Here is a 26,006-nt window from a genome sequence, read left to right as displayed (position 1 = left end):
CGTCAGTGGTGAGCCACGCCCCCGTCGGCCGACAGGGCTAGCGGGGGCGCTCGCACGACTCTACCCAGCAGGCCCAGATCGACAGCAGCCTCGGCGGCAGCCTGGTGGCAGGCAGTGATGTCCTTGCGCAGGAACGGTCCCGCCATTTCGGCGAACCGGTCTGTCCCGCCGATACGCTCGGCATGCGAAACGACACCGCTTTTTGCGCTGCACACCTGAGGAGCCGACAACAGCGCAACCGGATCGATACCCAGATCATCATCCAATTGCGTTGCTGCGGCGAGAAGTTGGGCATTGGCGGCGAACAGCAGATTATTGATCAGCTTGATGGCCAATGCGCTGCCCAGCTCACCGGTGGCGATCACCGGATCAGCATAGGCCGCCAACACCGGAGTCACCGTCGCCACGGCATCGTCGGGGCCACCGACCAGCACGGTCAACGTGCCTGCGGCGATATTCTCTGCGGTGCCGCTGACCGGTGCGTCGAGGATGACCGGTGCCGCGGCCGAACTGTCCCGCAACGCCTCCAGGGTGGACACAGTGCCGGTGGTGTGGGAGACGAAGATCGAGCTGGACTTCGCGTTGGCGATGAAACCGTCGCGGCCCAGGCCGGTTTCGCGTAACTGCGCGTCAGAGAACAGACACGAGATCAGAAGGTCGCTCTCGGAAGCCAATTCGGCCACCGAGCCGGCCGATCCGGCACCGGCCGCCAGCAGCCGGTCCCGCACGTCGTTGCGGCGGCTGTACACCAGCACGCGGTGCCCGGCACCCAGCAAGCGCATCACCATCGGTCCCCCGAGCTGGCCCGCGCCGATAAATCCAACCGTCTGACTCACTTTGCGCTCCTCAACATCAGCCGGGTGAGATGCGGGATCGGTCGTCCATGCCGCCGACGATGCGCCGACCGCAATCAACCCTAACCTGATCGACTCAGCTACTGGTCGGGCTTCGGCCGGATACCGATCGTGTCGAGGCGAGCAAGGATGTCGAAGGCCTGGCCGAAGGACCGCACGAGGTCGTCGGCGCGGCCGGAGCACCACTGGTCCAGCGCGGCGGTGAGCGCGTTGCGCACGGCCCCCGCGACGATGATCGGACGCAGATCCATCGCCGGATCGACGCCGAGCCGCTCGGCGTTGGTCCGCACGAACCGCTCGGTCAGGTCGGCATCACCGTTGATGGTCTCGACGAGGTCGGGATTGTCACGGACCAGCGTCTTGAGCTGCTCGATCAAAGCCAGGTCCACCTCGTTGCCGCCGCCGAGCGCGATAGCGGCTTCTCGCCAGGAGGTGAGCAGGTCCTCGTCCGCGGGCCGCTGATCGACGGCTTCGCAGAGCAGCGCGAGACTGCGACGGGGGACGGCCAGCAGCAGGTCGCGCTTTGCGCCGGGTCCACTCGCACCGCAACGGCGACCCAGCCGCGACCTCGTGCCGGATCGCCAACTTCGCCCAGGTCCGAGTGGTTGTCACCTGACCGTGATCGACCTCAGCCGGCCGGTACGCCTGCGCCCGGCTATCGCTGCGATCCGATCGTTCGGCGACGCTGAATGTCGTTATCGCGCCGGGCGATCAACTCACGCAGCGCGACGCGGTCGAGTTTGAGCATGGCGGTCAGCGGCAGTTCGTCGACGACGAGCAGTTCATCGGGTGCTTTGTAGTCGGCAAGCTCGCTGGCCACGTACACGCGTAGCTCGGCGAGGCTCGGCGGGGTGGCGGGGTCGTCCGCCACCACACAGGCGACGCCGATCTCCCCGATCATCGGCGCGGGCCGCCCCACCACCGCGGCTTGTTTCACACCGGGGTGGCCCGCCAGCACCCGTTCCACCTCCACCGGATGCACGTTGTAGCCACCACGGATGTACATGTCGCCGCTGCGACCGACGATCGACAAGTTGCCGTCCTCGCCCAGCATCCCCATGTCTCCGGTCCGCAACCAACCGTCCCGCAGCACCGACGCCGTCAGGTCCGGGTCACGCCAATAGCCGCGCATCAGGCAAGGACCGCTTATCTCGATGACACCGTCGGCGGCCACGCGCACCGCCATACCCGGCGCCGGGCGCCCGACCGTCGTGGCCTGAACTTCGGGGGGATCGTCGGGGTCCGTGCCGCAGATCGTCGGGCATTCGGTCATCGCGTACCGCACGACCAGCGGAACCCCGATCCGCTCGGCGACCCGGCGCACCAACTCCGGCGAGGCCGGCGCGGTCGCCACGACTCCAACCCGCAAGTGTGACAATGCCTCCGGGCACACACCGTCGACCTCGAGCAGCTTTGCCCACTGTGTCGGCACCGCTCCGGCCACGGTGACCCGCTCGGTACGCAGGATGTCGAACATTCCCGTTGCCGACCACGGCACCGGTGGAATCACCAGCGTGGTGCCCCAAACCAGCTGGTCCCACAGCTTGAACATGTAGCCCGCATGCGAAAACGGCGTCGACGTGAGTCGCCGGTCATACGGCGCGCTCATCACACCGGCCGCTAATGCGCCGGCCTGCATTCCGGCCGCATCGAACACGGCCCCTTTCGGCGTCCCGGTCGTGCCACTGCTGAAAAGAATGGCGACCGGATCATGTTGATCTAGCGTCGTTTCCGGGACTGCATCGGCGGCCGGCGGAGCCCAGCGGAGCGATCCCCGCAGCAGAACCGGGCATCCGCCCGCCGGAAGATCACCGAGCGCCGGATCAGCCACTATCAACGAAGGTTCAGCTCGGGCGATCACGGCGTCAATCTCGCGGAAACCCAGCCGAGGATTCAGCCCGGTCGTGATGGCACCGATCATCGCGGCCGCGGCATAACACGTGGCGTAGTCGATCCCCGATGGCAGCCACAACACCACCACGTCGCCTTTGCCAACACCCAGCTCGGCGAATTGAACAGCGACGCCACGTGCCCGGTCGACCCATTCGGCGAAGGTCATCCGCCCACCCGGTTCGACATAGGCTTCCCGGTCACCATAGATCGCGGCAGCGGCCTCCAACAGCGCTCGGGTGTCGCCAAACACCTTGTGCAGTGGCGGATGTGCCACTACGGCTCCTCGCTACCGAGAATCATCGTGCCGCTGGAACAGAACCAGCCGCCGGTTCCGCTGACACAGGCGATCTTCGCATCGGGGACCTGACGCGGTCCGCATTCGCCGCGCAGCTGACGAACCGCCTCGACCAGTAGGAAAAGGCCGCGCTGGCCGGGGTGGCAGGCCGACAGCCCACCGCCGTCGGTGTTGGTCGGCAGTTCCCCTCCCAGACGCAATGTTCCGTTCTCGACGAAGCGGCCGCCCTCCCCCTTCGGGCAGAAACCGAGATCTTCCAAGGTCAACAGCAGCATGTAGGTGAACGCATCGTAGAGTTCTGCGACGTCGACGTCGGCGGGCCGCACTCCGGCGCGCGCGAATGCCAGCGGTCCGCTGACGGACGCTGGGCCGACGGTCATGTCGTCCCACTGCGAGGTCAACATGTGCGAAGTGGTTTCGGCGGCGCCCAGCACCCACACCGGGGCCGATCGCAGGTCTTTGGCTCTATCGGCGTTCACCAGCACGACGGCGGCGCCACCGTCGCTGCGGATACAGCAGTGCAGCTTGGTGAATGGGTCCGCGATCATCGGGCCGGCGAGCACATCGTCGATCGTGATGGGGTCGCGGTAGTACGCCTCGGGGTTGTCGGCGGCATTGAACCGAGCCGAGACGGCGACCTCGGCGAGTTGCTCGATGGTGGTGCCGTACTGATGCATATGCCGCCGGGCCGCCATGGCGTACTTGGAGATCAAGGTGTGCCCGTAGGGCGCCTCCCACTGCAGCGGTCCACGCGCACCCCAGTTGATGCTCGCTCCGCGCAGTCCTTTCCGAAGATCCGACCGAGCCGTGGAACCGTAGGTGAGCAGGACGACGTCGGCGTGGCCCGCGGTGATGGCGTCGACGGCGTGCGAGGCCATCACCTCCCAAGCCGCGCCGCCCACAGCTGTCGAGTCCACCCACCGTGGCCGTAGCCCCAGGTATTCGCCGACATCGACCGGCGGCAGCGTGCCCTGCCCGGTCGACGCCAGGCCGTCGACGTCGCCGGGTGACAAGCCCGCGTCCGCCAGGGCCCGCCGACTGGCCTGGGCGATCAGCTCGTACGGACCTTTGTCGTCAACACGGCCGACGTCCGAGAGTGCGACGCCGGCGACCGCGACTGCCCCGCTCACTGCGCGCGTTCCTGGGCCAGCAGTTCGGCCAATACGTCGGTGGGCTCGGCGAACAGGTGACGAAACACTTGCGCGCGTTTGAGATACAGATGCATGTCGCTTTCGAAGGTGTATCCCATCCCGCCGAAAACCTGGATACCGGCGGCGGCGTTGTCGACCGCCGCCGACCCCGCCACCGCGACCGCCGACAGCACTTGAAGCAAGGCGTCGTCTCGGCCACTGTCCAATGCTATTGCCGCGAACAGGGTTTGCGCGTGGGCGGCCTCGGCGGCGAGTTCCATGTTGACGCAGCTGTGTTTGATGGCCTGGTGAACGCCGATCGGCTTGCCGAACTGCACCCTCGTCTTGGCATGCTCGGTGGCCAGGGCGGTGGCCGCGGTGGCCAGTCCGGTGAGGAACGCCGCCGACAGCACCATGGCGCGTCCCCAAACCCAGTCCTCGTCGGAGGCCAACCAATGCAGCGGTTGCGCGGACTGCACTGTCGCCGACGCTATCCGAGTGCCAGGATCGGCGGATTCGACGACGACGGGTTCACCGAACTCGGCGATGTCGACCAGCGCGGCACCGCTGCGCGCAAGCACCAGCGCATAGCTTGCCCCAGCGGGCTCCAACAGATCGAATGTGCCCTTGACCGGGCGGATCTCGCCGTTACCGCGCAATACCGCCAGCGCGACCATGGCTTTGCCGGTGCCGATCTGCTCAGCCAGTTCGAGATCGCCGCATCGGGCCGCGACTCGGGCGGCGAGCGTGGCGGCCAGGAACGGCCCCGGGGCAAGCCGCCGGCCCAGTTCCACGTGCAGCAACACCTCGTCGTCGATGTTGCGGCCCGACCCGCCGAGCTCTTCTGGTAGCGCCAACGTCAGCAGTCCGAGCTCCGCACCTTCAAGCCAAACGCTCTGCGGGATCGAAGATTCTGCGCCACGGCTGGAGCGGATGCGTTCCACCGGCATCCGCTCGGTGAGAAAGTCGCTTGCGGCCGCGATGATTTCAAGCTGTTCGGCGTCAGGCAGCAGATTCACGAAGTACTCCCGGCTCTGTTCATCGAGGTAGTCCCAACACGCGTTCGCCGATGATGTTGCGTTGGATTTCCGAGGTGCCACCACCAACGGACTGCGAGAACGCGTAGTAGTAATAGCCCACCCAACCGTCGGGATCCCATCGCGACGAGCCCCGGATCGCCCCGGGGCCGAGGATGTCCATGGCCAGCTTGCCGATCTCCTTGGCCAACTCGGCGTACATCAGTTTCACGATCGAGCCCCGCGGGCCGGGGGTTTCGGTCTTCATCGCCTCACAGATATTGGTGTAGGTCAGTGCCCGCAGCGAGGCGACCGATGCCCGGGCTCGGGCCAACCGCCGCGCGATCTCGTCGTCGGCGATGGCCGGACGACGACCGTCCGGGCCGACATGATCCCGGGAGTAGTCGATGAGGTCTTCGATGATCTTGGCCAGCCGCACCTGGTGAGCGGTGAAGGCGGTGCCCCGCTCGAACGACAGGGTCGCCATCGCGACCGACCAACCGTTGCCGATGTCGCCGACCACATTCGCCAGCGGGATGCGGACGTCGTCGTAGAACACTTCGCAGAACTCGGAGCCACCCTCGATGGTCTCGATCGGGCGGATATCGATCCCGGGTGTCGCCATATCGCAGATGACCCAGGTGATCCCGGTGTGTTTGCTGCCGGTGTTGTCGGTGCGCACCAGCAACTCCTGGTAATCGGCGAGCGTGGCGAAACTCGTCCACACCTTCTGCCCCGAGACGACGAGTTCGTCACCGTCGATGACCGCCTTGGCGCGCAGCGCCGCCAGGTCCGACCCGGCGTCCGGCTCGGAGAAGCCTTGGCACCAAATCACCTCACCGCGCAGGATTTTCGGCAGATGAAACGACTTCTGTTCATCGGTGGCGCGGGTGATCAGGGTCGGTCCGGCATGGGAGAGGCCGACGAAGCACGCGTCAATGCCCGGAAAACCGCGGGCGGCGTACTCCTCGTACCAGATCAACTGCTGCAACAGGGTCAGTCCCCTGCCTCCGTACTCGGTCGGCCAGGCGATGCCGGCCCAGCCACCCTCCCACTGGGTCCGCTGCCAGGCCAGGTCGTACTCGCGGATGCCGGCATCGTCCCGCGGCCGCGGTTCGGTGGGCTTGTTCTCATCCAGCCACGTTCGGACCTGATCACGGAAGTCGATCTGGTCAGGAGTGAAGTCCAGGTCCATAGCCGTTGAGTATAGGTGACAAGACAGTCAGAAATAAAGTTCACCCGCGCACTGCACGCCTCGGATTCAGGGACAGGACGCCAATTCTGACCGTTGACCCTGATGAGATGCGGTTGAATCGAGCGAGATTCACGATGGTGACACTACCGTCAGAATTCTTGTTATCGCGCCGGCTGCCGGTATCGGGTGGCCAATTGCTCAGCGCCCCGGGCCAGCAGGGCCACATCGGCGCCGACAAGGACAAAGCTCGCCCCTGCGGCCACATATCGCCGCGCGTTCGTCTCGTTGAACGCGTTCACGCCGGCACTCTTGCCGTGCGCGACGATCGTCGCCAGAGCGTTCTCGATCGCGCTCACCACATCCGGATGTTCGGGCTGGCCCAGTCTGCCCATCGAAGCGGCCAGGTCGGCCGGGCCGATAAACACCGCGTCCACCCCATCGACTTCGGTGATCGCCGCCAGTCGATCCAGACCCGCCACCGTCTCCACCTGAACGGTCAGCGACACCGACGCGTCCGCGGTGGCGAGGTAGTCCGATATGCGGTTCCACCGGGATGCGCGGGCCAAGGCGCTGCCGACCCCGCGGATCCCCGCCGGGGGATAGCGGGTGGCGGCCACCGCCGCGGCGGCCTCTTCGGGGCTGTCGATCATCGGGACGATGATGTTGTGCGCCCCGATGTCGAGGAGTTGCTTGATCGCCACGGGGTCGGCCGCAGGCGGACGCACCACCACGTCGACGTCGGGGTAGCCGGCCAGCACCTGCAGTTGCTCCAGGATGCTGCGGGTGTCGTTGGGCGCGTGCTCCTGGTCCAACAACACCCAGTCGATGCCCGACCCGGCGCAGATCTCGGCGACGTAGCCGCTACCCGAGGCGATCCACATACCGAACCGGGGACGCTCGCCGGCGATACGCTGCGTCCATCGGGTGGTCATGCCGCGGCCTCGCGGTCGAATACCACCGAAACAGTGCCGAGCGGGCCGTAGTCGGCGACGAAGGTGTCCCCCGGTTCGGCGAACACCGGCTTGGTGAACGAACCGGACAGAATCACCTCACCACGTTGTAGCGAAACCCCATGCGGAGCAAGCCTGTTCGCCAACCATGCCACGCCGTTGCCGGGGTGGTTGAGCACCGCGGCGGCCACTCCTGACTCCTCAATGGTGCCGTTGCGTGACAGCAGTGCCGCCACCCAACGCAGGTCGACGTCGAGCGGCCGGAACACCCGCCCGCCGAGCACCAGCCCCGCGTCGGCGGCATTATCGGCGATGGTATCGACGATGGTGCGCAGATGACCCGTATCAGGGTCGGACATCTGTACGCGGGCATCGAGGATCTCCAATGCGGGGGTGACGAAATCGGCGGCCCGCAGCACGTCGAACAGCGTCACGTCCGGTCCACGCAAAGTCTCACCGAGCACGAACGCCAACTCCACTTCGACGCGGGGGCGAATGAAGCGGCCTGCCGGTACCCGTCCGCCGTCTTCGACGAACATGTCGTCGAAAAGCGCGCCGTAGTCCGGCTCGTCGATGGACACCGCACGTTGCATCACCTTGGAAGTCAGACCGATCTTGCGCCCCTTGAGCACCCGTCCGTCGGCGACCTTGAGGTCCACCAACGCCCGCTGCACCGCGTAGGCGTCGTCGATGGTCATCTCCGGATAGTCCAGGGACAACTGCCGGATCGGCGTGCGGGTCCGCTCAGCCGTGTACAGGCGTCGCGCGATGTCGTCTATCTCGTCGGGGCTCGGCCGGCTCATCGACACAGTCTCACTTGGTGAGGAACGCTACGGCGGCTGGATTGAACAATTCGGGATCCTCGAAATGCGGCCAGTGCCGCACATTCGGCATCTCAAAGACCTCCGCGTGCGGGATCAGTTTGGCAACCGAGGTGGCCGTCTCCTGATAGACACCGTGGTCGCGGCCCGACGCGACGACCATGACCGGCGCGGCGATCGTCGTCCAGTCTGATTCGGGAATCAGGTTGCGATCGCGGGCCTCGGCATCTTGCAAGATCAGTAGATGATCGATCGTTTCTCTGGTGTCGTCCCGCTGGTAGATCGCCTGTCGTAGCCCGATGAGGTCGGGCAGCCGGTTCGCCTCGTCGGCGATCAAGTGGGCAAACACCGCGTGCAACGAGTCCCAGCTGGGTTCGTTGACGGCCTTGGTGCGTTCGGCCCGAATCCGCGCCATGTTCGCGGCGGCAGCCTCCTTACCCGCCGGCGACATCAGGATCACCTTCGATACCCGGTCCGGGTGGGATACCGCGATCGTCGCGGCGACCCAAGCGCCGAGCGACATCGCAACGAAGTTCGCCTGCGCCATGCCGAAGTGGTCCATCACCCTGAGCACATGCTCGACATAAACGGGGACCTCGTAATCGAAGTCGGGCTTGTCAGAGAAGCCGTTCCCGATCATGTCGATGGCCACGCAGTGGAAGTGCTCGGACAGTGCGGCCAGGTTGGGCGCGAACGTCTCCCAATGTCCACCGGTTCCGTGCAGGAGTATTGCCGCCGGCTTATCGGGCGATCCCGCCTCGGCGTACCGGGTGCGCACCGGAGCGCCGTTGACCTCGATATCGACGTAACCCTGCCGGAACGCGATCTCCTTCAGATACATCCAGATACTGCGGTAGTCCTCGGTATCGATCGCCGGCGCCTGCGACGCTGCCGTTGTGCTCATCTTGACCTCTCTCAACACATCCTGTCGACCCAAATTTCTGACACTGATGTCGCCTATCGACACCGGCCACCGTCGGTCGTTGCCCGATTCCTCTAGTCTGCATGTTCGCATGTAGAGAACGCAACGACTGCACCGCATCGCTCAACGCCAACAGCTCTCCCTCCCGCATGACTTATTGATTCTGACAGTCCTATGCGGTAATACTGGGAGGGTGAGCAGCTCCACAGCAGGACGCCGAGCGCTCGCGGACTTGGTCAACGAGTTCGCGGCCGTACGGTTGTCGCTGGACATCAGCGGCAACGGTCCCCGACTGCTGATCGAGGACCTCGAAAGCGGCGGCCAAATCTTCTTGTGTCCGCTGGAGTTGTCGAGCTTCACGCTGGCCACCCCGGAGGACCGGGAGGACTGGCTGCGAGTGGGCGACTACCGAGCCGACCGTCAGCCCCGCGGCGGTGAGGGGTCGTGACCCCGCCACGTGTCGCTCTTGTCGGGCTCGGGATGACCGCCATGTCGCTGCGGCCCGGCGCGACTCCGCTTGAGCTGGCCTGCCAGGCGACCGCCGCTGCGCTTGCCGACGCAGGCATCGTGCACGCAGAGGTCGACGGGCTGCTGGTGGGTTCATCCCAGGGTGTGCGCCCTGATCGGTTGGGCGTCGGCTTCGCCGCTCAGGGCGGCTTTGCAGACTTGCGCCTGCTCGAGCACGTCGAGATCAAAGGCGCGACCACGATCGCGATGATCCAGCGCGCCCGGCACGCCATCGCGTCCGGTGAGGCGTTAACGGTCGTGTGCGTGTTCGCCGACGCACCGCTGGTCGAAGGCAAGGGGGCAGGCTCGGCGTACGCGCACAGCGGCGGCAATACCGGGCTGCGCGGGCTGGAGCGAGCTTCCGGCCTGTTGGGTTCGGTGCCGACCTACGCGCTGCTGGCCCAGCGTTGGCTGCACATCACCGGAACCAGCGCCGACGCGCTCTGTGCAGTGGCGACCACGGCGCGGCGCTGGGCGACGGGAAATCCCGACGCCGTCAACCGCGAACCACTTGATGACGAGGGCTACGCCGCGAGCCCGATGGTCGCCGAGCCGTTGCGCCGGCTGGATTGCGCGCGACCGGTCAACGGCGCGGTCGCCGTCGTGCTCACCGGTCAAGAATCGGTCGGCTCCACGCGGCTCGCGATCCGCGGTACTGGTCGCAATCATCCGGTGCGTCGCCGCCGCGCCGGAGCGGAGTCGTGGTTCGGCGGCGGCTGTCGCGCCGTGGAAGATGCACTGCAGGAAGCCGGCGTCACTCGGGCCGACCTCGACATCGCCGAGCTCTACGACCCGTTCTCCATCGTCACCCTGGCGTTGCTCGATGAGTACCGGCTTACCGGTGACCTGCCCGCAGGAGCCTTCGTCCGAGACGGTCAGACCGGCCCGGGCGGGAAGCTGCCGACCAACACCGGTGGTGGTCAGCTGTCCGGTTTCTACCTGCAGGGCATGACGCCCCTTGCCGAGGCTGTGATCCAATTACGCGGAACCGGCGGTGACCGTCAGGTTCCCGACGCGACCATCGCCCTGGTTGGCGGTATCGGCGGTCGGATAGACCATCACGCCGCCCTGGTGCTGGAGCGAGCAGCATGACGGTCGTCCCCGATGTCACCGGACAGGACTGGCTGTTGGAACCGGCCCTGGCTCCCGCGGTCTACCTGGATGCGATTCGCCCGCTCTACGATGCCGCCGCACGCGGTGAGCTGGCGCTGCCGTTCTGCACCTCCTGCGCCTTGGCGCTCGAGCTCGAGCAGCAGGTCTGCGACGGGTGCGACAGCACGGAACGTCAGTGGAGCACAGTCGAACCGTACGGCGTCGTGCACGCCGCGACCCTGATGCACCGCCGCGAGCGGGGACTGGTGCGTGCCACAGAGCCTTACCCGATCGTCGACGTCGAACTGGACAGTGGGCACCGGATCGTGATGACCCTCACCGCGCCCGGTTCAGCACCCGGCATTGGCGAGCGCGTTCGCGTCGGGTTCCGCCGCCTCGCCGACGTTGCACTTCCCGCCATCGAGATTCTGGAGGACCCAAAGTGACGATTACGGAAAACCCGATTACGGTCGATACACCTGACGATTTCGATGTCACCACGGTGGTGCAGACCGCCCGTGTGCACGGGTCGGTGTACACCTCGCCCGAGATCTTCCGCCGCGAAATGGACACCATCTTCACGACGGGCTGGGTCTACGTTGCGCACGAGAGCGAAGTCAGCGAGCGCGGCGACTACCTGACCCGGATGATCGGTCATAACCCGGTCGTGGTGGTACGCAGCAAGGACGGCATCGTGCGGGTGCTGATGAACCGCTGCACCCACCGTGCCAACAAGTTGTGCAATGCCGAGAAAGGTAACGCCAACTCGTTCCGTTGCCCGTACCACGGCTGGACATTTGGCAACAACGGTGCGCTGCAGGGTGTTCCGATGCGCGAGGGCTACGGCGCCCAATTCAACCAGGTGCGGTCCGAACTCGGCCTCGTCCCCGCACCCCGCGTCGACAGCTACGGCGGATTCATCTTCGCTTCGCTGGCAGCCGACGGCATCTCACTGACCGAACACCTCGGTAAGTCGACCCATGCCATCGACCGGCTACTCAACCTGTCGCCGACCCGCAAGATCGATCTGCGGGCGAACTGGATGAAGCATCTCCACCACGCCAACTGGAAGATGGTGGTCGAGAACAATGTTGACGGATACCACGCCCTGTTCACCCACGCATCGGTCTATGAAGCGGTCAAGCCGGCCAAGGTATCGCACGTTCCGACCAAAGTCGACGTACTCGTCCGCGATATCGGAAATGGACACTCCGAGATCGACTACAGCAACGAATACCGCAAATTGGACGAGGAATTCGTCTGGTACGGACGCATTCCCCGCGCCAAGCTCGCCGGGTATGTCGAGGCCCTGGAGCAGGCTTACGGACCTGATCAGGCACACGACGCGCTGGTGGTCGGTCCTCCGCACACCCTGATATGGCCCAACCTATTCCTGGCGGAGATGAACGTGATGTTCGTCGAGCCACAGGCAACCGACCGCACTATCGCCTACACCACCCCGGTATTGATACCCGGCCAGGACGATCTCAACGATCGCACGATGCGGCGTTCCGAAGGCGCGATGGGGCCGGCGGGGTTCCTGATCGCCGACGATGGCGAGATCGGCATGCGCAACCAGGCCGGGCTCGCCGCAAAGCTTTCAGACTGGCTGGTGCTATCGCGAGGCATGGAAAGCGACATAACGGATGAAACCGGAATCATCAACCGGGACAAGAGTGCCGAGACACCCCAGCGGGGTTTCTACTCGCAGTGGGCTGCGGTCGTCGGCGGGAAGGCGTAACGGATGAGTGTGGAAGCCCAGTCGGAAGCCCATCCGGTGCTGCGGGCGCTGCCCGAGCCCGACGTCATGTCTTTTCTCTACCTCGAGGCTCGTCTCGCCGACGAGGGTCGCTACTCCGAGTGGGAAGCGCTGTGGGCCAATGACGACGACAGCGTGCAGTACCGGGTTCCCATGCACCCGGACGATGACCCACGTATGAAGCTGGCCTACGTCAATGACAATCGGCGCCGGATCAAAAGCCGGATAGCCCAACTCAACACCGGAAATCGGCATTCCCAAACGCCACCGTCGGTAATGCGCCGCGTGATCTCCAACAGCGAGGTCGTCGACCAGAGCATCGACACCGTCACGGTCGAGTCCAACTTCGCTATCTTCGAATACCGCTTGCATCAACGATTTTGGGCCGGACGCGTCATCCACACGATACGTCGGTCCGATAACGGCCTGAGTCTGGTCCGCAAGATCGTGCACCTGATCGACGCAGGCGGGCCGCTCGACACCCTCTCCTTCCTGGTCTGACCGTCATGCTTATCGGAGACATTGCGACTAATAACGCGCGCCGGTACCCCAACAAGCGGGCACTCGTCGATGCCGATCGGATGCACACCTGGTCGCAGGTGGACGCACGCGCCCGACGGCTGGCCAACTTCATGACCGACAGGGGCCTGAACCGCGGCGACCGGGTGATGGTGATCGCCCGCAACTGCATTGAGTGGCCAGAGATCTCGTTCGGACTGGCCAAGGCCGGACTCGTGGCAGTCCCGGTCAACATCCGACTCGCACCCGACGAGGTCGCCCACGTCCGTGATGACTCCGGGGCACGTGCGGCGATCATCCACGCCGACCACGTCGTGAAGTTCGTCGGCGAATTGGCGGAGTTGGCCGTCCTACTCGGCATTGGCACGCAGAAAACGATCGGCGACAACGACCTCATCACCGACTACGACACCGCGTTGGCACATGCCAGGCAGAGTGTGCCGCCGAAGGGCATCTCCCCCGACGACACCGCGGTCATCCTGTACACCAGCGGGACCACCGGTCGGGCCAAGGGCGTGATGCACACTCACCGCGGGCTGCTCTACCAAGCCGCCGACACTAACCTGGTCACGGAGGCCAACCGTTCCGACGTCATGCTGGCGACAACCCCGTTTTTCACCGCTGGCGGCATGGTGCGCACCGTGTCGTGGCTCTACCTCGGCCAGACCATGGTGATCCACCAACGGTTCGATCCCCAGGCCGTGATCGACGAGATCGAGCGAAGCAGAATAACTTTCACCACCTTCATCCCGACCATGCTGCACCGCACGCTGGCCATTCTGGAAGACGGTCCGCGTCGCGACATGTCGAGCCTGCGCCGGATCTCCTACGGCTCGGCGCCGGTACCGCCCGGACTGGCACGCAAGGCGATGGATCTGCTCGGCTGCGATCTGCAGCAACGCTATGGGCTGACCGAGTGCGGAGGGCAGGCCACCATACTGACGCCCCAGGACCATCGCGACATCGTTGACGGCAAGACGTCGATCGCCACCTCCTGTGGCCAGGAGACCCCGATGTGCTCGATCCGCGTCATGTCCACCGAAGAGGGAGCCGACGGCAACGACGCGCGCATCGGCGAGGTCGGCGAAATCGTCATCGTCAGCCCGGCCAACGCGATCGGGTACTGGAACCGGCCTGAGCGGACCGCCGAGACGTTCCGGCCCGACGGATTGCGCACCGGCGATCTCGGTTACCTCGATGCCGAGAACTACCTGCACATCACTGGCCGCAAGACAGACATGATCATCTCCGGCGGATTCAACGTCTACCCCGCCGAGATCGAACGGGTCATCGCACAGCACCCAGGTGCCGACCTGGTCGCGGTGGTGGGGGTGCCGCACCCGGAGTGGGGTGAGACGCCCATCGCGGTGGTGATCCCCAAGTCCCATATCACCGATCTGGACGAACTTACCGCCGAATTGACCGTGCTCTGCAGGGCGGAGTTGGCCGGCTACAAGCAACCCCGCCGGTTCGAATACCGCACCGAATTCCCGTTGGGGCCGGCGGGCAAGATCCTCAAACGTGAGATCGCAAACCAGTTGGTTCAGGTGAGCGAAATGGCGGCGAGTGTGCCAGCGGCAACCGGCCCGAGCAAGGAGCGCCCATGATCGACCTGAGCAACCCGACCACCATCGAATTCGAGGTAAGCGAACACGTCGCCACGGTGACGCTGAACCGGCCGGAGAAACTGAACAGTTTCAACAAGCGGATGGCTGACGAACTCACCGCGGTGTGGGCAACGGTTCGCGAGGACAACGACATTCACGTCGCGGTGCTGCGTGCCAATGGCGACCGCGCGTTCTGCACCGGTATCGACGTCTCCGAGGGCACCTGGTGGACCCATCAGCCGATCTTCAACCAGGAGGATCCCGGCGCCGTCCTCGGCCCGAAGAAGCACCAGGTGTGGAAGCCGGTGATTGCGGCGCTGCACGGGATCGTCGCCGGCGGTGCAATGTATTTCGTCAACGAATGCGACTTCGCCATCTGCAGCGAATCCGCCACCTTCTTCGACCCGCACACCAATGCCGGGATCGTCTCGGCGCTGGAGCCGATGGGCATGCTGGCACTCGGTGTGCCCTACGGCGAAGTGATGCGGTGGGCGCTGCTCGGCAGCGAGGAACGGCTGACCGCTCAGACCGCGTTACGGATCGGCCTGGTCACCGAGATCGTGCCCGATGACCAGTTGCGTTTCCGGGCAATTGAACTCGCCTGTGAAATCGCGTCCCGGCGGCCCGCGGGCATCCAGGGCACGGTGCGCGCGATGTGGGAGGCCCGCGACCTGCCGCCGACGGTCGCGGCGCGGCACGGTATGTCCTATACGCATCTCGGCAATGCCGGCGACGGGCGTACTGACTCGCGCACCAATAAGAAGCCTGCACGGACGCGTTGAGGACGACGATGACTGACGCCGCGGCCGAAGAACTGACTGCCTTCACCTTGCTGATCGGCGGCGAGCAGAGCGCTGCCGCCTCCGGTGCGACCTACGACAGCGTTGATCCGTTCACCGGCCGTCCTTGGGCCAGGGTCCCCGACGGGGGCACCGACGACATCGACCGCGCGGTGGCTGCCGCACGGGCTGCTCTGAACGGGCCGTGGGGTCAGCTCACCGCCACCGCTCGCGGCAAGCTGCTGTGGCGGCTCGGCGAAATCATCGCGCGTGAAGCCGAGTTCCTGGCCGAACTGGAGGTGCGCGACGGCGGAAAACTGGTGCGCGAGATGGTCGGTCAGATGCGCTCACTGCCCGACTACTACTTCTACTATGCGGGCTTGGCCGACAAGCTCCAGGGCGAGGTGATTCCAACCGACAAGCCGAACTACCTCGTCTACTCTCGCCACGAACCGGTCGGAGTCGTCGGCGCGATCACGCCGTGGAACTCGCCGCTGTTGCTACTGACCTGGAAACTGGCGGCCGGCCTGGCGGCGGGCTGCACATTCGTCGTCAAGCCCAGTGACCACACACCGGCCTCGACGCTGGCGTTCGCGACGTTGTTCGCCGAGGCGGGCTTCCCGCCCGGGGTGATCAACGTCGTCACCGGATGGGGGCCCGAGACGGGTGCGGCACTGGCGGCGCACCCGGGCGTGGACAAGATCGCGTTCACCGGCTCGACCGCGACCGGCATTCAGGTCGGCAAAGCCGCGATCGAGAATATGACGCGGTTCAGCCTGGAACTGGGCGGCAAGTCGGCGCAGGTGGTCTTCGATGACGCCGACCTCGGTGCGGCGGCCAACGGTGTGATCGCGGGCGTATTCGCCGCCACCGGCCAGACCTGCCTGGCCGGGTCGCGCCTGCTGGTGCACGAGGACGTGGCCGATGCATTGGTGGACAAGATCGTCGCGCGGACATCAACGATCAAACTGGGCGACCCGAAAGATCCCAGCACCGAAATGGGCCCGGTGGCCAATGCACCCCAGTACGAAAAGGTGCTGTCGCATTTCGCTTCCGCGCGCGAGCAGGGCGCAACGATTGCCTACGGCGGCGACCCCGCCAGCGACCTCGGGGGTTACTTCGTCAAACCCACCGTGCTCACCGGGGTGAACCCGTCGATGCGGGCGGTCGCCGAGGAGATCTTCGGCCCGGTGCTCACCGTGATGACCTTCCGCGACGAGGACGAAGCCGTCGCCGCGGCAAACGCCACCGAGTTCGGCCTCGCCGGGGCGGTATGGACCAAAGACGTCCACCGTGCCCACCGGGTGGCGGCCAAGCTACGAGCGGGGACCGTGTGGGTCAACGCATACCGCGTTGTCGCACCCCATGTGCCATTCGGCGGCATCGGGCACAGCGGCATCGGCCGTGAGAACGGCATCGAGGCGATCAAAGATTTCACCGAGACCAAAGCGGTGTGGGTGGAGCTGTCCGGGGCAACCCGTGATCCATTCACGCTCGGATGAGCGTGAAGACAACCAGGGAGAACACCATGAGCTTCGACATCGATGCGGCCAACAACGTGCTGGCCGGCCTGCGACCCTTTCCGGTCGCCGTCACCACGACCGACAACGGCATCGCCAACGGACTGATGTCACTGTCGGCCGGCTCCGCCAGCATTGTGCCGGAGTTGCCGCGAGCGACCGTCAGCCTGACCAAGTACAACAGGACCCATGACATGCTGCTGAATTCAGGGGTTTTCGCGATGCACATGCTGTCGGCAGGCCCCGATGAGATCGACAAATCGCTCGAGATCCTGATGACCCTCGGCGGTAGCTCGGGCCGCGACGGCGACAAGATCTCAAAGCTGCGGACCAAGCCGGGCGTCACCGGCGCTCCGATCCTGCTGGATGCACACAGTTATGTGGAATGCCGGATCACCGGCACGCTCGACAACGACGAGAACACTATATTCGTCGGCGACGTGGTGGCCGCCGAAGTGTTCAGCTCTGCGCAACGGCTGCGGATCGGCGAGGCGTGGGGCAAGCTGCCGAAGGACTGGATCGAGCAGTACGAGGCCAACCACGTTCCGCAGCTCGAGAACGCCCGCCAACACCGGGCCGGCGCGGCGCAGCGGGCATAGATGACCCGCCCGGAACCCGGAACGACGGGAGCCTGGCAGCTTCCGGACGAGCTGGTCATGCTGCGCGACACTGTGCGGCGGTTCATGACGGCACACGTTCATCCCGTTGAGGAGAAGCTCGAGCACGACACCGTCGGCCTGCCGCGCGAACACCTCGTCGAACTGCAGGCCAAGGCGCGCGAGCTCGGACTGTGGGCACTACAGACCCCCGAGGAATTCGGCGGTGCCGGCCTGAGCGTCCTCGGTCAGGTCGTCGTCGCCGAGGAGGCATCCAAATGCCGGATGGGGGCATTCTTCCCGGCGCTCGGCGCGTTCGGCGGAAACCCCCCCAACGTCATGTTCAAGGCGTCACCCGAGCAGTTCGACAAGTACGCTCGCCCCATCATCGACGGCACGATGACCAAGGCGTACACCGCGATCACCGAGGCGTCCGGCGGATCCGATCCGGCGCGGGCGATCCAGCTCAAGGCTGTGCGAGACGGCGATGCATATGTGCTCAACGGCTCGAAGATGTGGATTTCGCACGCCCCGGGCGCCGACTGGGGTGTGGTGTACGCCCGTACCGGCGAGGGCCGCAGCGGGATCTCGTGCTTCATCGTCGAAAAAGACACGCCGGGAATCACTTTCAATCGAATCGGAGTGATGGCCTCATTTGCCCCCTACGAGCTTCACTTCGACGACGTCCGTATTTCGGCTGATCAGCTGATCGGTGAAGAAGGTCATGGATTCGCCATGGCAAGTGACTTCCTGGTGCATGGCCGGATCATCTACGCCGCCGGCCCGATCGGTATCGCGCAACTGGCGCTCGAGAAGGCCTGTCAGTGGGCCCGCGAGCGGGAAGTCTTCGGCGGCAAGCTCGCTGACAAGCAGGGTATTCAGTGGATGCTCGTCAACAGCGAAGTCGAGTTGCGTGCCGCACGGCTGCTGATGTATCAGGCGGCGTGGAACGCCGACCTGGCACGCCCTGATATACGCACCGACGCGTCCATCGCCAAACTGTACGGCACCGAGGTGGCCTACCAAGTACTTGACCGGTGCATCCAGATCCATGGCGCGTTAGGCCTTTCCACCGAACTCCCGCTAGAACGCTGGTTCCGCGACCTGCGGGTCAAACGCCTCGGTGAAGGTGCCAGCGAAGTACAGCGGGAAGTCATCAGCCGTTCACTCTTGCGATAGGAGTCCTGTGCGATACAACCTGATGTTCCCGATGCGCGCGGTCAAGCACTGGCCTCAATGGAGCCAGGGAGCGAGTCTCGCCGACGTCGCCAGAATGGTGGAACAAGCTGGCTTCGAGGGCTTTTCGATGTCAGAGCACCCGTATCCCGACAAAGAGTGGCTGGCCCAGGGCGGTCACCACGCGTTCGACCCCTTCGTATCGCTGAGTTTCGCTGCGGCCGCCACCACTCGCATCCAGGTGATGACCTACATCCTGGTGTCGGGATACCGCAGCCCCTACCTGACGGCCAAATCGGCTGCCAGTCTGGATCTGTTGTCCGGCGGTCGGTTCACGTTGGGTACGGGTGCGGGCTATCTCAAATCGGAATTCGACGCTTTGCATGCCGACTTCGGCCGCCGAGGCGCATTGCTGGACGAGGCGATCGACGCGTGGAAGGCGACCTGGATCGGCGATGAGCACCGCGGTCCGGAGTTCGGGGTGAGCGACCACATCGCCCTTCCGTTGCCACTGACCCCGGGCGGCCCGCCCGTCTGGATCGGTGGAAACAGCGCCGCCGCCCAGCGCCGGGTTGTCGAGGTCGCCGATGGCTGGATGCCGATGGCGGCGTCCGGTGAGATGGCGACCATAACCCGCGCCCGACCGTTGGAAGATGTTGGCACGCTGGGCGAGTGGATCGTGGATGTGAACAAGCGGCGCGCCGAACTGGGCCGCGGCCCGGCCGACGTGTCGTTCGTTCCGTTCGAAGCTAGCCTCCTGGCCGGCGGCGACTGCGGTGCCTTCTGCTCGGCGGTACGGCCGCAGCTCGCCACCTACGCGGAGGCCGGCGTCACCTGGATCACCATCGAGCCGACAAGTCGAAGCCTCAGCGACTTCCGCGTCGACGTCGACACGCTGGCATCACAACTGATCCATCGCTGACCATCGAAGGAGCCTCAGCCATGGCACTGCCGGACTTGGTCCTCGTCCACGGCGGCGAACACGCCGGAGACTGCTGGGATCCGACGGTTGCCGAGCTGCGGCGGCAAGCACCGGAACTGCGCACGCTGATCGTCGATCTCCCCGGTCATGGCGGTAAGCCAGGAAATCTGTGGACCGCCACCATCGGTGAGTGGGTGGATTCTGTGGTCGCCGATATCGAGGACGCCGGTCTCGGTGACATTGTGATCGTCGGTCATTCGATGGCTGGGGTGACAGTGCCCGGCGTCGTCACCAAACTCGGCTCGGCGCGGATTCGGGAGATGATCTTGGCGAGCGCGTTCGTTCCGCCGCAGGGCTTGGCGATCGTGGACACTCTCGACGGCCCACTGGCCTGGTTCGCGCGGCGCGCCGCGAGGATCGGCAAGCCGATGAAGGTTCCGATGCTCGCCGCGAGGTACGCGTTCTGCAATGGCATGACTCGAGAGCAGCGCGAATTTACGTTGTCACGGTTGCATGCCGAGTCGGCACGCATCCCCGCTGAGCGCGTCGACCGCAGCGGTCTCCCTGACGACGTGGCACGTACATGGATTCTGACCACCCGAGATCGGGCGCTGTCGGCTCGGTCCCAGCAGAAGAGCATCGAGGCACTGGGTCAGGTCCAAACGGTGATTCCTCTTGACGCGTGTCACGACGTCATGGTCAGCCATCCGCAGCAACTGGCACGCATTCTGGCTGAACGGTGCCGACGGTATTGCTGACCTCATCATGACCTGGCTGCAGCAAATGGTGGCGGTGCACGCCAACAGTGACCGGTCCGCGGTGATTGACGACTCATCAGATGTCAGCGGCCGTGAATTGATCCGAAAAGCCGTGTGTGCCAGCGACTTCCTGACCGAACTAGCACCCGCCACCAACTGTTCCGTGCCGGCATTGCTGACAACCAATGCCGACGCACTGGCACTGCTGCTGGGCGGGGCTGCGGTCGGAAAGCCACTCGCTCCGCTCGGTCCCCGACTTACTGCCGGTGAACTAGCACCGGCGGTACGCAACACCGGTTCGTCGATCTTGCTGACCGAGCCCGCGTTCCTCGCGACAGCGCATGCGGTCGCCGAGGTCACGGGTGTGCGGGTCATCGCGGTAACTACCCTGCCGCTATCGGGCACGCCGCTGGCGTCGGCACCTGCCGGACCTGCGTTCTACCTACACACGTCGGGAACGACGGGGTTGCCAAAGGCGGTCCCGTTCACCGGCCCGGTCCTTGAGAATCGGGCCGAGTTATTGCGCGAACTGATCGCCATCGGCCCGGATGACCGCTACGCAACTGGCTCGCCGATGCATCATATCGGCGGGCTGGGCAATACGCTGGTCGCACTACAGGCCGGCGCTACCGTCATTGCCACACAGCGATTTTCTATCGAATGGTGGCGGAGTCTGCGCGGACTGGGCGCGACGCACTGCCTGCTGGTCCCGTCGATGATCGAGATGTTGCTGGCGGAAAATCTCCTCGATGCGGTCTCGTTACGAACTCTGATCTACGGCGCATCTCCGATCTCTCCGACAACGCTGCGCCGGGTTCTCGACGCACTGCCCGACGTGGACATGGTCAACATCTTCGGCCAGACGGAGGGCAGCCCCATCACATCGCTGTCACCACTGGACCATCGAAGGGTGGCTGCGGGTCGTAGCGAATTGCTGCGATCGGTCGGCAGGCCGGTCCCCGGACTGCGGTTACGCGTCGACAACCCGGACGAATCGGGAACCGGTGAATTGCTGGCCGCGGCAACGCATCTTTCGGTGCATGATGCCGACGGGTGGCTGCATACCGGCGACTTGGGCGCAGTCGACTTTGACGGCTACGTACACTTGCGAGGGCGACGCCACGACATGGTGATCCGGGGTGGGGAGAACGTGTACCCGCTCGAAATCGAGAACGTCCTCACTGCCCATCCCGCCGTCGCGGCGGCGGCTGTGGTGGGGGTCCCGGATGCACGACTCGGCGAGAACCTGGCGGCGTTCGTTGTCGCGGCCGACCCCGAACGTCCACCCAGCCAAGGCGAACTACGGTCGCTTCTCCGTACGCGGCTGGCCGGTTTCAAAGTTCCGGCCTACTGGTATGACGTCGACGCCCTGCCACTCAACCCTTCCGGAAAGATCAACCGCGCCACTCTGCGCAATCAGCACGAAAACCCAACGGCGTGAGTCGGCGATACGATCCATCAGCACGTCGTTTGGCCCGACGACGAGCGGCCATCAGCCAGCAAAAGACTGCCACATAGTCGAGGTGCCTCGGCATTGACCAGGTCAGCAAAGCGGGGTGCATATTCATCATCAACCCGCGCCAAGGCTGGACCCGCAGGTCGGTGCCTGATGCCCGTTGATGCTCCGAGACCACACGATCACCGCACGAGGTGCAGGCACACCTGAGAGAAAGATGCAGAATGTGCCGGTGTCGGAAATGCCGAGGATCTCGGGATGGCAGCGGCGGCGACTCGCGCTGTTTGACGAGTACGAACGAATCGCACTCACACTGTTCGCCACCCGCGGCTTCCGCAGTGTCACGATCGAAGACATCGCCGAGGAAGCTGGGGTTTCGGCGCGGACGCTCTTCCGGTACTTCCCGACCAAAGAAGACTTCCTACTCGCCTACGCACGGCGCGAATTAGCGGCCACCGTCGACACTATCGGATAGCGTCCCGCTGAGTGGTGGACTTCGGATCTGGCGTGGTTCACGCGTTGCGATCAACGAGTCATGTTGAACGCTAGGCGATTTGGTGTTGTTTGGCAAGTGCTTCCGCGGCGTGTTTCTTCGCGATGACCCCCCGTAGTTCGTCCATGGAGACATCGGAGAGATAACGCCGGGTGACTTGCCATTCGTCGTGGGCTTCGATGACCACCGCGGTCGCCAGGCGCAGAAACGAAGCCGGGTTGGGGAAGATCTCCACGACATCGGCGCGGCGTTTGATCTCCTTGTTCAACCGCTCGATTATCCGGCCCTCGTGAGCAGGGCAACCCGTTGTGGTCGGGGGTTCAGCGGTTGAGGCGTTGGAGGTGGTCAGTGAGGGCGTCCGCGACGCGGTCGTGGCGGGCTGCTTCGTCGGTCCAGCCGCGGGTCTCGGCGTCGGTTTTGAGGGCTTGGACATCGACAAGTTGATCGGTCAGGGCGTCACGGAATTCTGGGGCGGTGATGTAGTTGTCGCAGGTTTCGCAGATGTTGGCATAGGGGCAGGCGCCGGCGGCTGGGTGGCGGGCGCAGTAGCCGTGTGCAACACGGGTTTTGAGCATCTCGCTATGCAGCCAGCCGACCTTGTCGGGCAGGATGGGTTTGCCGACCGGGGTGAGGGTGAACTGGCGGCGCATCTTGCCCATCGCCTCGTCGTAGGCGGCCTTCAGAGTCGGTGAGGCCAGCCTGGCGTAGCGGATCGTCATCTGTGGGGTGACATGCCCGAGCAGTGCCATCAGTGCTTGCAGGCTCATCCCGGCATTGGCGAGTTCGGTTGCCCAGGTGTGGCGCAGCTGGTGAGGGGTGATGACGAGAACGCTGCCGTCGGGTGCGCGCAGGCCGGCGGCTTGGGCAGCGGCCAGCAGCCCGTTGCGCAATCGGGTGTAGCCGAGGCGGCGCCCATGGTGGGTGAACAGGAAGTCTGTAAGCATCCCGGTGCGTGGATGGGCCAACGGCCGGTGCGACCCGCGTTGGGATGCCCACTCATCCAGGGCGGCGATGGTGGCTGCCGATAGCGGCACCATGCGTTCGGTGGCCAGCTTGCCCAGCGGCACCTTCAACCAGGTGCCGGCGGGCCCGTAGTCGACGATGCTGCCCAGTTCCAGGTCGAGTAGCTCGCCGACTCGCAGCCCGGCACCACGCAGCACGGTCAAACCAATGCGGGCAAACGGATCATCGAGGCTGGCAACGGCATTCATCACCGCTGTATCAGCGTCGGGGGCCAGTGCACGCGGCAGCGGCTGATCCAATTTGGGGACGTCGGCAGCGAAAACCAGCCGGCGCGGTGGTGCCTGCTGCCAGCCCCATCCGGTGATGTCATCGAGCAAGTTGCGCAGGCTCAGCACCGCCGATTGTGCGACCGCGGTCGAGATGGTGCGCCCGCCGCCGGCGGCGGCGCGTTGCCCGCGCCAGCCGCGGGTGCGGTTCCAGACCAGGTAGTCCTCGATGCAGGCCCGGTCCAGCAAGCTCAAGCAGGTGATCTCGGGATGGTCGGCGGCGAGGTATTCGGCGAACGGTAACAGGTCGTTGATCAGCGACTCCACCGATTTCGGGCGCAGCACCGCGGCACGAACACGGATGTAGCGCAGCAGGGTCTCGCGGATAGGTCCGGCTATCGCGACGTCGGTGAAGCGCTGCTCAAGGCTGCGCGCCCACGCTCGCCGCCGCGGTGCGGTGTCGAGTACCCGGGTCTCGAACAGCAGTTGGCGCAGGCTGGCCAATCGCGCCCGGTAAGCACGCCGCGACGAGGGCGGGATCGAGCTGGCGGCCAGCGCGGCATCGAACTCCTCGATCGCTTGCTCGGTCAGGTCGACGACCAGCCCTCCCCGGCAGGCCAGTACCACCGCCAGGCATTCACCGAGCACGGTTTCGACCCAGGAGCTGGTCCAGCCCAGCCGATGCCCCGCATCTCGTATCGTCGCGAACCCGACCGGGTCCCGCGCTTCGAGCACCGCGCCGAGTCCGGTCAGCTGCTTGATCGCGGCCAACTCGACATCGAGCCGGATTCGGTCGGTGCCGATCGCGTAACACACCAGGGGCCACGCTCGGCTCGACCGTAGTTCGGCGGCCCGCTGGGCAGCGGGTAGAACCATCCACTGCGCAAGGTTCGGGTTGCGGGACACGAATTCGCGTGCGATGCGGGTCCGGTCGCGGACCGACCGCTCAGCAAGACCCAGACCCGCGACGTAATCGAGGTAGTCACCCAGCAGGGCATCGGTGTCAACACCCACGGCGGTCACGGTCATCGTGGTACTCCCGCCAACGTCGCGCGGGCAGCACCATATTCAGCGGCGAGCTGCTCGACCGAGAGATGCACGTAGCGGGATGTGGTCTCCGGCGAGACGTGTCCCATCAACGCCCGCAACGTCAGTAAATCGATTCCCGCCGAAGCCAATTCAGTGCCGTAGGTATGCCGCAGACGGTGCGGACGCACCCGGGTCGCCCCGGAGAGCTCCCGGTGGCGGCGAAACAGGCTGCGCAGCCCGGCCGCACTGATCGGCGCGCCGGTCGTTGGACCGCGCAGCACCACAAAGCACTGCGGTGTCGCCAGCCCGGGTGGGCGTTCCCACCGCAGATAGGCCGCGACCTCGGTGAAGAACGCCGCATCCACCGGCAGGTGGCATTCCTTGCCGCCCTTGCCGATCACCCGCAGCCGGCGCCGACCCATGTCCACATCGGCCAGCAGCAGGCCACGAACCTCTGCTGAGCGCAACCCGCCCAGCAGCATCGCCAGCACCATCGCCCGATCCCGATGCGTGCCCAGCGTGGCAAGGAAGTCCTCGATATCACTGGCCGGCAGCGATTCGGGAAGCAGCCGCGGTTGGCGCACCAGCCTGCCACCGGTGCGGGCCCTTCCGGGACCAAGGTGGCCCAGTAAACCACGCTCTGAGCGGCGCAGTCCCTGGCCGCGGCGCGGCGATGGCACCGGATTATCGCCACGACGCCCGGTCATCACCAGGTACTCGAAGAACGCGCGTATTGCCGCGACCCGGCGGTTGACCGTCGACGCCGCGGCCGAGCGCGCCCGCTGCGTGTGACCCGAAGGGCCGCGGCGGCGCACTCCCTGCCAATCGATCCAGTCGAACACCAGCGGCGCATCCACTGCATCCAGCACGACACCGTGCTCGCTGAGGAACCTCGCCAGATTCACGACATCAAATGCATACGCGCGCACCGTGGCCGGGCTGAAACCGCGACCGCTCAGGTGTGCCAGGAATGCGTTGGCCGCATCCAGACCATCCCAGTCGCCATCGACCCGATACTCACCGTCACACTCCCGCATACGAACAGCCATGCTCGTCCCGCCTTCCCGTAACGCCTGCCCCCAGCATCGACCCGGCGCCGCGGGCGGACCGGAATCTCACGCTGCAACGAGTCGCGTGTCCCCCGAGGGCCGGTTAACGGATATCGGATTGTTCGACCAAATCTTCTGCCAATGGGCCTTGGGGAACGCGGTGAACGCCAGCACATCGGTCTTGGCCTCGCCCATCATTGCTGCGACCTTCGGGAAACTGTCCGCCAGGGTGTCAGCGACGCGGTCCCGCTGCTCGGCCACCTCCTCGGGGTCGGTGTGAGCGAAGATCGTCTTGACCGCCGCCGTCACCGCTGGAGCATGCTTGGCCGAGACCGCAGTGTGCAGATTCCGCATGAAATGCACCTAATGCCGATGTCGGCATTAAACCCATTACTCCGATCTTCCGGTTATGCCGACATCGGGGTGGCCCGTGCTGGTA

At 65.3% G+C, this 26,006-nt stretch carries 25 protein-coding genes and 2 pseudogenes; 14 read left to right on the top strand and 13 right to left on the bottom strand.

What is annotated here, in order from left to right:
• Positions 1 to 2 precede the first annotated feature (2 nt).
• The 9 genes from K6T84_RS07935 to K6T84_RS07895 all read right to left on the bottom strand — a co-directional run bounded on the left by K6T84_RS07935 (position 3) and on the right by K6T84_RS07895 (position 9,058).
• Complete coding sequence (locus K6T84_RS07935; RefSeq protein ID WP_225401972.1) at positions 3 to 836, bottom strand: NAD(P)-dependent oxidoreductase; 834 nt, start codon at positions 834 to 836, stop codon at positions 3 to 5.
• Between the two features lie 98 nt (positions 837 to 934).
• Positions 935 to 1,294 (bottom strand): acyl-CoA-like ligand-binding transcription factor, encoded by a 360-nt coding sequence (locus tag K6T84_RS07930; RefSeq protein ID WP_225401971.1) that lies wholly within the window; start codon positions 1,292 to 1,294, stop codon positions 935 to 937.
• Positions 1,295 to 1,509: 215 nt separating this feature from the next.
• On the bottom strand, positions 1,510 to 3,021 hold the full coding sequence (locus tag K6T84_RS07925; RefSeq protein ID WP_225401489.1) for a class I adenylate-forming enzyme family protein: 1,512 nt from the start codon (positions 3,019 to 3,021) through the stop codon (positions 1,510 to 1,512).
• Positions 3,021 to 4,172: an acetyl-CoA acetyltransferase gene (locus K6T84_RS07920; protein ID WP_225401488.1), complete on the bottom strand. Its 1,152-nt coding sequence runs from the start codon at positions 4,170 to 4,172 to the stop codon at positions 3,021 to 3,023. Before K6T84_RS07920 ends, K6T84_RS07925 begins: the two co-directional genes overlap by 1 nt.
• Positions 4,169 to 5,191, bottom strand: coding sequence for an acyl-CoA dehydrogenase family protein (locus tag K6T84_RS07915; protein WP_225401487.1), 1,023 nt, complete (start codon positions 5,189 to 5,191; stop codon positions 4,169 to 4,171). The genes K6T84_RS07920 and K6T84_RS07915 overlap by 4 nt, the downstream gene beginning before the upstream one ends.
• A gap of 19 nt (positions 5,192 to 5,210) precedes the next feature.
• The gene (locus K6T84_RS07910) at positions 5,211 to 6,383 is read right to left on the bottom strand and encodes an acyl-CoA dehydrogenase family protein (RefSeq protein WP_225401486.1); all 1,173 of its coding nucleotides are present in this window, start codon (positions 6,381 to 6,383) and stop codon (positions 5,211 to 5,213) included.
• A 161-nt stretch (positions 6,384 to 6,544) separates the two neighbouring features.
• Entirely contained in the window at positions 6,545 to 7,315 is a 771-nt protein-coding gene (locus K6T84_RS07905; protein ID WP_225401485.1) for an aldolase/citrate lyase family protein, read from the bottom strand.
• The gene (gene hpaH / locus K6T84_RS07900) at positions 7,312 to 8,136 is read right to left on the bottom strand and encodes a 2-oxo-hept-4-ene-1,7-dioate hydratase (RefSeq protein WP_225401484.1); all 825 of its coding nucleotides are present in this window, start codon (positions 8,134 to 8,136) and stop codon (positions 7,312 to 7,314) included. Before hpaH ends, K6T84_RS07905 begins: the two co-directional genes overlap by 4 nt.
• A 10-nt stretch (positions 8,137 to 8,146) precedes the next feature.
• A complete protein-coding gene (locus K6T84_RS07895; protein ID WP_225401970.1) occupies positions 8,147 to 9,058 on the bottom strand; it encodes an alpha/beta fold hydrolase in 912 nt (303 codons plus the stop codon).
• 211 nt (positions 9,059 to 9,269) lie between these two features.
• Between K6T84_RS07895 and K6T84_RS07890 the strand changes: the two genes are divergently transcribed.
• The 14 genes from K6T84_RS07890 to K6T84_RS07825 all read left to right on the top strand — a co-directional run bounded on the left by K6T84_RS07890 (position 9,270) and on the right by K6T84_RS07825 (position 22,242).
• The gene (locus K6T84_RS07890) at positions 9,270 to 9,524 is read left to right on the top strand and encodes a hypothetical protein (RefSeq protein ID WP_225401483.1); all 255 of its coding nucleotides are present in this window, start codon (positions 9,270 to 9,272) and stop codon (positions 9,522 to 9,524) included.
• A 32-nt stretch (positions 9,525 to 9,556) separates the two neighbouring features.
• Positions 9,557 to 10,675: a thiolase family protein gene (locus K6T84_RS07885; RefSeq protein ID WP_225401969.1), complete on the top strand. Its 1,119-nt coding sequence runs from the start codon at positions 9,557 to 9,559 to the stop codon at positions 10,673 to 10,675.
• Entirely contained in the window at positions 10,672 to 11,121 is a 450-nt protein-coding gene (locus tag K6T84_RS07880; protein WP_225401482.1) for a Zn-ribbon domain-containing OB-fold protein, read from the top strand. Before K6T84_RS07885 ends, K6T84_RS07880 begins: the two co-directional genes overlap by 4 nt.
• Complete coding sequence (locus tag K6T84_RS07875) at positions 11,118 to 12,416, top strand: aromatic ring-hydroxylating oxygenase subunit alpha (protein ID WP_225401481.1); 1,299 nt, start codon at positions 11,118 to 11,120, stop codon at positions 12,414 to 12,416. The genes K6T84_RS07880 and K6T84_RS07875 overlap by 4 nt, the downstream gene beginning before the upstream one ends.
• Before the next feature lie 3 nt (positions 12,417 to 12,419).
• Positions 12,420 to 12,935, top strand: a complete 516-nt coding sequence (locus K6T84_RS07870; RefSeq protein ID WP_225401480.1) for an aromatic-ring-hydroxylating dioxygenase subunit beta — start codon at positions 12,420 to 12,422, stop codon at positions 12,933 to 12,935.
• Between the two features lie 5 nt (positions 12,936 to 12,940).
• Positions 12,941 to 14,560: a class I adenylate-forming enzyme family protein gene (locus K6T84_RS07865; protein ID WP_225401479.1), complete on the top strand. Its 1,620-nt coding sequence runs from the start codon at positions 12,941 to 12,943 to the stop codon at positions 14,558 to 14,560.
• Entirely contained in the window at positions 14,557 to 15,342 is a 786-nt protein-coding gene (locus K6T84_RS07860; protein WP_225401478.1) for an enoyl-CoA hydratase/isomerase family protein, read from the top strand. Before K6T84_RS07865 ends, K6T84_RS07860 begins: the two co-directional genes overlap by 4 nt.
• Positions 15,343 to 15,350: 8 nt before the next feature.
• Entirely contained in the window at positions 15,351 to 16,841 is a 1,491-nt protein-coding gene (locus tag K6T84_RS07855; protein WP_225401477.1) for an aldehyde dehydrogenase, read from the top strand.
• Between the two features lie 26 nt (positions 16,842 to 16,867).
• Positions 16,868 to 17,458, top strand: a complete 591-nt coding sequence (locus K6T84_RS07850) for a flavin reductase family protein (protein ID WP_225401476.1) — start codon at positions 16,868 to 16,870, stop codon at positions 17,456 to 17,458.
• A complete protein-coding gene (locus tag K6T84_RS07845; RefSeq protein WP_225401475.1) occupies positions 17,459 to 18,634 on the top strand; it encodes an acyl-CoA dehydrogenase family protein in 1,176 nt (391 codons plus the stop codon).
• A 22-nt stretch (positions 18,635 to 18,656) separates the two neighbouring features.
• The gene (locus K6T84_RS07840) at positions 18,657 to 19,553 is read left to right on the top strand and encodes a TIGR03619 family F420-dependent LLM class oxidoreductase (protein WP_225401968.1); all 897 of its coding nucleotides are present in this window, start codon (positions 18,657 to 18,659) and stop codon (positions 19,551 to 19,553) included.
• 20 nt (positions 19,554 to 19,573) lie between these two features.
• Positions 19,574 to 20,311: an alpha/beta fold hydrolase gene (locus tag K6T84_RS07835; RefSeq protein ID WP_225401474.1), complete on the top strand. Its 738-nt coding sequence runs from the start codon at positions 19,574 to 19,576 to the stop codon at positions 20,309 to 20,311.
• Positions 20,229 to 21,752, top strand: a complete 1,524-nt coding sequence (locus tag K6T84_RS07830; protein WP_225401473.1) for a class I adenylate-forming enzyme family protein — start codon at positions 20,229 to 20,231, stop codon at positions 21,750 to 21,752. The genes K6T84_RS07835 and K6T84_RS07830 overlap by 83 nt, the downstream gene beginning before the upstream one ends.
• Before the next feature lie 256 nt (positions 21,753 to 22,008).
• The gene (locus tag K6T84_RS07825; RefSeq protein ID WP_225401967.1) at positions 22,009 to 22,242 is read left to right on the top strand and encodes a TetR family transcriptional regulator; all 234 of its coding nucleotides are present in this window, start codon (positions 22,009 to 22,011) and stop codon (positions 22,240 to 22,242) included.
• 70 nt (positions 22,243 to 22,312) lie between these two features.
• Here the strand turns inward: K6T84_RS07825 and K6T84_RS07820 are convergent.
• The 4 genes and pseudogenes from K6T84_RS07820 to K6T84_RS07805 form a co-directional block, all read right to left on the bottom strand.
• Positions 22,313 to 22,537 (bottom strand): annotated as a pseudogene (locus tag K6T84_RS07820) (transposase); the annotation flags it as partial.
• Positions 22,538 to 22,580: 43 nt separating this feature from the next.
• A complete protein-coding gene (locus K6T84_RS07815) occupies positions 22,581 to 24,518 on the bottom strand; it encodes a site-specific integrase (RefSeq protein WP_024442491.1) in 1,938 nt (645 codons plus the stop codon).
• Positions 24,515 to 25,567 (bottom strand): tyrosine-type recombinase/integrase, encoded by a 1,053-nt coding sequence (locus tag K6T84_RS07810; RefSeq protein ID WP_225401472.1) that lies wholly within the window; start codon positions 25,565 to 25,567, stop codon positions 24,515 to 24,517. The genes K6T84_RS07815 and K6T84_RS07810 overlap by 4 nt, the downstream gene beginning before the upstream one ends.
• 111 nt (positions 25,568 to 25,678) lie before the next feature.
• Positions 25,679 to 25,930: pseudogene (locus K6T84_RS07805) on the bottom strand (transposase); the annotation flags it as partial.
• Between the last annotated feature and the right edge of the window lie 76 nt (positions 25,931 to 26,006).

The sequence above is a fragment of the Mycobacterium zoologicum genome (assembly GCF_020181635.2).
GTDB classification, from domain to species: domain Bacteria; phylum Actinomycetota; class Actinomycetes; order Mycobacteriales; family Mycobacteriaceae; genus Mycobacterium; species Mycobacterium zoologicum.
Note: the sequence above shows the minus strand (reverse complement) of the source record. Positions and strands in the feature narration are given on the sequence as shown.

Excerpts from the sequence above, each read along its gene's own strand:
- K6T84_RS07810 (WP_225401472.1), bottom strand. The coding sequence starts at position 25,567 with ATGGCTGTTCGTATGCGGGAGTGTGACGGTGAGTATCGGGTCGATGGC.
- K6T84_RS07840 (WP_225401968.1), top strand. The coding sequence starts at position 18,657 with ATGTTCCCGATGCGCGCGGTCAAGCACTGGCCTCAATGGAGCCAGGGA.
- K6T84_RS07850 (WP_225401476.1), top strand. The coding sequence starts at position 16,868 with ATGAGCTTCGACATCGATGCGGCCAACAACGTGCTGGCCGGCCTGCGA.
- K6T84_RS07845 (WP_225401475.1), top strand. The coding sequence starts at position 17,459 with ATGACCCGCCCGGAACCCGGAACGACGGGAGCCTGGCAGCTTCCGGAC.
- K6T84_RS07885 (WP_225401969.1), top strand. The coding sequence starts at position 9,557 with ATGACCGCCATGTCGCTGCGGCCCGGCGCGACTCCGCTTGAGCTGGCC.
- K6T84_RS07815 (WP_024442491.1), bottom strand. The coding sequence starts at position 24,518 with ATGACCGTGACCGCCGTGGGTGTTGACACCGATGCCCTGCTGGGTGAC.
- K6T84_RS07825 (WP_225401967.1), top strand. The coding sequence starts at position 22,009 with ATGCCGAGGATCTCGGGATGGCAGCGGCGGCGACTCGCGCTGTTTGAC.
- K6T84_RS07895 (WP_225401970.1), bottom strand. The coding sequence starts at position 9,058 with ATGAGCACAACGGCAGCGTCGCAGGCGCCGGCGATCGATACCGAGGAC.
- K6T84_RS07835 (WP_225401474.1), top strand. The coding sequence starts at position 19,574 with ATGGCACTGCCGGACTTGGTCCTCGTCCACGGCGGCGAACACGCCGGA.
- K6T84_RS07880 (WP_225401482.1), top strand. The coding sequence starts at position 10,672 with ATGACGGTCGTCCCCGATGTCACCGGACAGGACTGGCTGTTGGAACCG.
- K6T84_RS07855 (WP_225401477.1), top strand. The coding sequence starts at position 15,351 with ATGACTGACGCCGCGGCCGAAGAACTGACTGCCTTCACCTTGCTGATC.
- K6T84_RS07860 (WP_225401478.1), top strand. The coding sequence starts at position 14,557 with ATGATCGACCTGAGCAACCCGACCACCATCGAATTCGAGGTAAGCGAA.
- K6T84_RS07910 (WP_225401486.1), bottom strand. The coding sequence starts at position 6,383 with ATGGACCTGGACTTCACTCCTGACCAGATCGACTTCCGTGATCAGGTC.
- K6T84_RS07905 (WP_225401485.1), bottom strand. The coding sequence starts at position 7,315 with ATGACCACCCGATGGACGCAGCGTATCGCCGGCGAGCGTCCCCGGTTC.
- K6T84_RS07865 (WP_225401479.1), top strand. The coding sequence starts at position 12,941 with ATGCTTATCGGAGACATTGCGACTAATAACGCGCGCCGGTACCCCAAC.
- hpaH (WP_225401484.1), bottom strand. The coding sequence starts at position 8,136 with ATGAGCCGGCCGAGCCCCGACGAGATAGACGACATCGCGCGACGCCTG.
- K6T84_RS07870 (WP_225401480.1), top strand. The coding sequence starts at position 12,420 with ATGAGTGTGGAAGCCCAGTCGGAAGCCCATCCGGTGCTGCGGGCGCTG.